This is a genomic window from Streptomyces sparsus (assembly GCF_054776295.1).
In genome coordinates this window covers 1-5,636 of the sequence record NZ_BAAHCA010000266.1, presented here as the reverse complement: position 1 = coordinate 5,636, position 5,636 = coordinate 1, and the positions used below count along the sequence as shown (strand labels likewise).

Sequence of the window (5,636 nt, the reverse complement as noted above, 5' to 3'; positions counted from 1 at the left end):
AGTTGCGCGCCGCGCACCCCGAGGGCCTCCACCGAGATCTCGATGCCGGGCGCGAAGGGGCGTCCCAGGACGCGGCCGTCACCGCTGCCGACCGACGTCACGCCCAGCACCGTGCCCGTCTGGGCGACCGGGTCGAAGTCCCGCAGCCACGGCCCGCCGCTGGCGCCCCTGGTGAGGCGGCACGGTTCGAGCAGCAGCCCGCCGACGTTCGCCTCGTGCGCGGCCGGCCGGGTCAGCAGCTCCGCCGTGCCCGCGCAGTAGCTGAGCGACTCGCCGTCGAACGGCGGCGCGGTGGGATAGCCGAACGGCGCCACCCGCACACCGGTCGGCGACGGGGAGAAGTCCAGCCGGTTGGCGCCGTACGCCTCCGCGAGCGTCCGGCCGTTCTTGCGGGCGACCGTCACGAACGCGTAGTCGTGCGGGAGTATCTCCTCCAGCTTGCGTGAGACGTCCCAGCCCGGCGGGGTGTGGTACGAGGTGATGCGCCACCCCGTCCGGACGACACCACCGGTGCCGTCCCCGTGGTGCCCGGGCGCGAACCAGCCACGGGCCGGGGTGCGCGGATAGTCCGGTGAGCGCACGCAGTGCGCGGCGGTCGCGACGACGCTGCCGCTCGGGGAGTCGACTATCGCACCGGAGCAGACGCCCATCCGCCCGTCACCGAGGTCGGTGACGAGTTTGCCGACGGTCCGCACCGTCCGGCCCTCCCAGGGGTTGCCCTGGGCGTCGGGTATGCCCCCGCCGACTCCGACTCCGGCCACGTGCGCGGTGACCGGGGCCGTGGCGGGACCGCTGGCGAGCATCACAGCGGTCGCTCCGGTGGCCAGGGCGGCTATCAGGGTGCGTATCTGCTCCATCACCCCACGGTGTGGCGCCCCGCCCCACCGGGCCAGCCGTACGGGCCGACCGGGTTACCGCCCGGGCCGTGACCGTCCCGAACGCGTCGACGGGCCGGGGCCCGCCACTCGTTCCCGTGGCGGGCCCCGGCCCGTTCGTCATGCCTCGCGCGGCGTCAGTCCCTCCGGCGCGGCCTCGGACGCCAGACGACCAGCGCGCTGGACTGCTGCACGTCCTCGTACCGGACGAGGTCACGCCGGTAGGAGGCGTGCACCTGCGCCTCGCGTTGCTGCATGGCGACCGCGGCGCCCTCCAGCGCCTGCGCCAGCTCGGCGGACCTGGCCTGGAGCGCGGCGACCTGGTTCTCCAGCTCGATGATGCGCTTGATGCCGGCCAGGTTGATGCCCTCGTCCTGGCTGAGCCGCTGCACCTCGCGCAGCAGCTCGATGTCGCGCGCCGAGTACCGGCGGCCCCGGCCCGCGGTGCGGTCCGGGGAGACCAGGCCGAGCCGGTCGTACTGCCGCAGCGTCTGCGGATGCAGGCCGGAGAGCTGCGCGGCGACCGAGATGACGTAGACGGGCGACTCGTCGGTCAGCTCGTACGGGTTGTTCCTGCGCACACCTCGGCCGTCCACCTCAGTCTCCCTTCGCGGCCTTGAACAGCGCCGCCCGGGGGTCCTCGTCCGCGGTCGCGTCGCGGTAGGACTCCAGGGTCTCCTTCGCCTTCTTACCCAGTTCCTTCGGTACCGCAAGCTCGATGGTGACCAGCAGGTCACCGCGGGTGCCGTCCTTGCGGACGGCGCCCTTGCCGCGGGCTCTCAACGTGCGCCCGCCCGGCGTGCCCGGCGGCAGCTTGAGCGTCACCGGCGGACCGCCGAGGGTCGGCACGGTGATTTCACCACCCAGAGCCGCTTCGGGGAAGGTGACGGGCACCGTCACGGTGAGATTGTCGCCGCGCCGCCCGAACACCGGGTGCGGGTCGACGTGCACGATGACGTAGAGGTCACCGTGCGGTCCACCGCGCTCCCCCGGCGCGCCCTTGCCGCGCAGCCGGATCCGCTGCCCGTCGGACACCCCGGCGGGAATGCGGACCTGCATCGTCCGCGAGCTGGTAGCCCGGCCGCTGCCGCGGCACACCTCGCAGGGGTTCTCCGCGATCAGTCCGCGGCCCTTGCAGTCCAGGCAGGGGTCGGTGAGCGAGAAGCCACCGCCGCCGCCCCGGCTGACCTGGCCGGTGCCGACACACGTCGGGCACACCCGCGGGGTGCCGTTCTTGTCGCCGGTGCCCGAACAGGCCTTGCAGGCCGCGCTGCTGGACATGCGCAGCGGCACCGTGGCGCCGTCCACGGCCTCGGTGAAGCTCAGCGTCACCTCGGACTCGATGTCCTGCCCGCGACGCGGCTGGGTACGCGCGCCCGGTCCGCCCCGGTTGAACAGGCCGCCGAAGACGTCGCCCAGGCCCCCGCCGAACCCGCCGGCCCCGCCCGGCTGACCGGGCTGGCCCGGCTGACCGCCGAACAGGTCGCCCAGGTCGAAGTTGAAGTTGCCGCCGGCACCCGGGCCGGGCCGGAACCCGCCCGCCCCCAGCAGGGCGCGGGCCTCGTCGTACTCCTTGCGCTGCTTGGCGTCGGAGAGGATCTCGTTGGCCTCGCCGACCTCCTTGAAACGCTCCTCCGCCTTGGCGTCACCGGTGTTGGCGTCCGGGTGGTACTCGCGGGCGAGTTTCCGGTACGCCTTCTTGATCTCCGCCTCGGTGGCGTCCCTCGGGACGCCGAGGACCTTGTAAAGATCCTTCTCCAGCACTTCCCTGCTGAGGCTCATCCCCGGCGTCCCTCCTTTCGTTCACCGCTCACGTCAGCCCTCGTCCGGGCCACCGCTCTCCTCGCCCGCGGCAGCCGCGTCGTCGCCCTTCGGTCCCTGCGCCCCCGGCTGCGGCTCGGCGACACCGACCCGCGCGGGGCGGATGGTGCGTTCACCGATGCGGTAGCCGGGCTGGAGGATCTGCACACACGTCGTCTCCGACACGTCGGGCGAGTACGAGTGCATCAGCGCCTCGTGCACCATCGGGTCGAAGGGCTCACCCTCCTTGCCGAACTGCTGGAGGCCCATCTTCGCGACGACCGTCTCCAGCGACTCGGCGACCGACTTGAAACCGCCGACCAGTTCACCGTGGTCCCGGGCCCGACCGATGTCGTCGAGCACCGGCAGCAGCTCGGTGAGCAGGTTGGCGACCGCGACCTCCTTGACGGCGATCCGGTCCCGGTCCACCCGGCGGCGGTAGTTGGCGAACTCCGCCTGGAGCCGCTGGAGGTCCTGGGTGCGCTCGTTCAGGGCCGTCCTGGCCTGGTCGAGCTGGGCCAGCAGGGCGACGTCCGCGGGGTCCGCGAAGTCGTCCGCCTCCTGCGCGTCATGGCCGGGGCCGTCGGTGCGCTCGGCGGGCTCCGTGCCCTCCCCTGCCGGGGCCGGCGGGCCCGCCTGTTCGGCGGACCCGCCCTGTGCCGCAGTCTCGTCGGACTGGGCTGCTTCGGCGGGGACTTCGGGCTCCTTCTTGTCGAAACCCGGGGTCTCCTCCGTCACGCGGCACCACCCTGTCGCTTGTCGTTCTTCTCGTCGTCCACGATCTCGGCGTCCACGACGTCGTCGTCACCACCGGACGCGCCCGCCGCACCGGCCTCACCGGCGCCGCCGGCGGCCTGCTGCGCCTGGGCGTCGGCGTAGAGCGCCTGGCCCAGCTTCTGGCTGGTCGCGCCGACCTTCTCGGTCGCCTCGCGGATGGCGGCGGTGTCCTCGCCCTTCAGCTTCTCCTTGAGGTCGGCCACCGCCTCCTCGACCTCGGTCTTGATGTCGGCGGGAACCTTCTCCTCGTTGTCCTTGAGGAACTTCTCCGTCGTGTAGACGAGCTGCTCGGCCTGGTTGCGGGTCTCCGCGGACTCGCGGCGCTTCGCGTCCTCGTCGGCGTACTGCTCGGCGTCGCGCATCATGCGCTCGATGTCGTCCTTCGGCAGCGCGGAGCCACCGGTGACGGTCATCCGCTGCTCCTTGCCCGTGCCGAGGTCCTTCGCGCCGACGTGCATGATGCCGTTGGCGTCGATGTCGAAGGTGACCTCGATCTGCGGCACGCCGCGGGGCGCCGGCGGCAGGCCCGTCAGCTCGAACATGCCGAGCTTCTTGTTGTAGGCCGCGATCTCGCGCTCGCCCTGGTAGACCTGGATCTGCACGGACGGCTGGTTGTCCTCGGCCGTCGTGAAGATCTCCGAACGCTTCGTCGGGATCGTGGTGTTGCGCTCGATCAGCTTGGTCATGATGCCGCCCTTGGTCTCGATACCGAGGGACAGCGGGGTGACGTCGAGCAGCAGGACGTCCTTGACCTCACCCTTGAGCACGCCGGCCTGGAGCACGGCGCCGATGGCGACGACCTCGTCCGGGTTGACGCCCTTGTTGGCGTCCTTGCCGCCGGTCAGCTCCTTGACGAGCTCCGCGACGGCCGGCATCCGGGTCGAGCCGCCGACCAGCACCACGTGGTCGATCTCGGACAGCGCGATGCCGGCGTCCTTGATGACGTTGTGGAACGGGGTCTTGCAGCGCTCCAGCAGGTCGGAGGTGAGCTGCTGGAACTGGGCCCGGGTGAGCTTCTCGTCGAGGTGCAGGGGGCCCTCGGCGGAGGCGGTGATGTAGGGCAGGTTGATCGTGGTCTCGGTGGACGAGGACAGCTCGATCTTGGCCTTCTCGGCGGCCTCACGCAGACGCTGGAGCGCCATCTTGTCCTTGCCCAGGTCCACGCCGTGCCCGGACTGGAACTGCTTCACCAGGTAGTCGACGACGCGCTGGTCCCAGTCGTCACCACCGAGGTGGTTGTCACCGTTGGTGGCCTTCACCTCGACGACGCCGTCGCCGATCTCCAGCAGCGAGACGTCGAAGGTGCCGCCACCGAGGTCGAAGACCAGGATGGTCTGGTCGTCCTTCTCCAGACCGTAGGCCAGGGCCGCGGCGGTGGGCTCGTTGACGATGCGCAGGACGTTGAGACCCGCGATCTCACCGGCCTCCTTGGTGGCCTGGCGCTCGTGGTCGTTGAAGTAGGCGGGCACGGTGATGACCGCGTCCGTGACCTTCTCGCCCAGGTAGGCCTCGGCGTCCCGCTTGAGCTTCTGCAGGATGAAGGCGCTCATCTGCTGCGGGTTGAAGTCCTTGCCGTCCAGGTTGATCTTCCAGTCGGTGCCCATGTGGCGCTTGACCGACCGGACCGTCCTGTCGACGTTGGTGACGGCCTGACGCTTGGCCACCTCGCCGACCAGGACCTCGCCGTTCTTCGCGAAGGCGACGACGGACGGCGTGGTCCTGGCGCCCTCGGCGTTGGTGATGACGGTGGGCTCACCGCCCTCGAGAACACTGACGACGGAGTTCGTCGTACCCAGGTCGATGCCGACCGCACGAGCCATTTCGCAATCCTCCAGCTAAATCCTTGAGTGGAACTGGCTCAAGCATGCCCCACGTCCGGAGATCCGTCAACAGAGCTGAGCGGAGGTGGCTCATGTCTTTTGCCGGTAAGTAGCGCATAAGGAGCGTTCACGCAGGTCAGGGGCGGGTGTTGAGGTGTGCGCCGCGCTGTGGGCCGTGGAGATCCGGTGATGTCCCCAGCGGCGGGAGCCCTCCGCTCGCCACAACCCGGCGTCCCTCGGCTGGCCCTCCCTGCTGCTGCGGGGCGGCCTGCGCCTGTGCGGTGGCCTGCGCCTGCGGGTCTCCGTCCACCGTAGGCGCCGTCCCGGGGAGCCGCCCGGGCGCGGGGCGGGGGCGACGGGGGTG

5 protein-coding genes are annotated in these 5,636 nt (G+C 71.1%); all 5 read right to left on the bottom strand.

The features are described from left to right. Window positions 1-857: trypsin-like serine peptidase (locus ACYVE9_RS14000; RefSeq protein WP_461028159.1), on the bottom strand; the 857-nt coding region annotated here is incomplete at its 3' end. Window positions 858-1,012: 155 nt separating this feature from the next. Further along, window positions 1,013-1,471: a heat shock protein transcriptional repressor HspR gene (locus ACYVE9_RS13995; protein WP_461028158.1), complete on the bottom strand. Its 459-nt coding sequence runs from the start codon at window positions 1,469-1,471 to the stop codon at window positions 1,013-1,015. A gap of 1 nt (window position 1,472) precedes the next feature. Then, window positions 1,473-2,657 (bottom strand): molecular chaperone DnaJ, encoded by a 1,185-nt coding sequence (dnaJ, locus tag ACYVE9_RS13990; RefSeq protein ID WP_461028157.1) that lies wholly within the window; start codon window positions 2,655-2,657, stop codon window positions 1,473-1,475. Between the two features lie 33 nt (window positions 2,658-2,690). Further along, the gene (gene grpE / locus ACYVE9_RS13985; RefSeq protein ID WP_461028156.1) at window positions 2,691-3,413 is read right to left on the bottom strand and encodes a nucleotide exchange factor GrpE; all 723 of its coding nucleotides are present in this window, start codon (window positions 3,411-3,413) and stop codon (window positions 2,691-2,693) included. Then, window positions 3,410-5,272, bottom strand: a complete 1,863-nt coding sequence (dnaK, locus tag ACYVE9_RS13980; RefSeq protein WP_461028155.1) for a molecular chaperone DnaK — start codon at window positions 5,270-5,272, stop codon at window positions 3,410-3,412. The genes grpE and dnaK overlap by 4 nt, the downstream gene beginning before the upstream one ends. Between the last annotated feature and the right edge of the window lie 364 nt (window positions 5,273-5,636).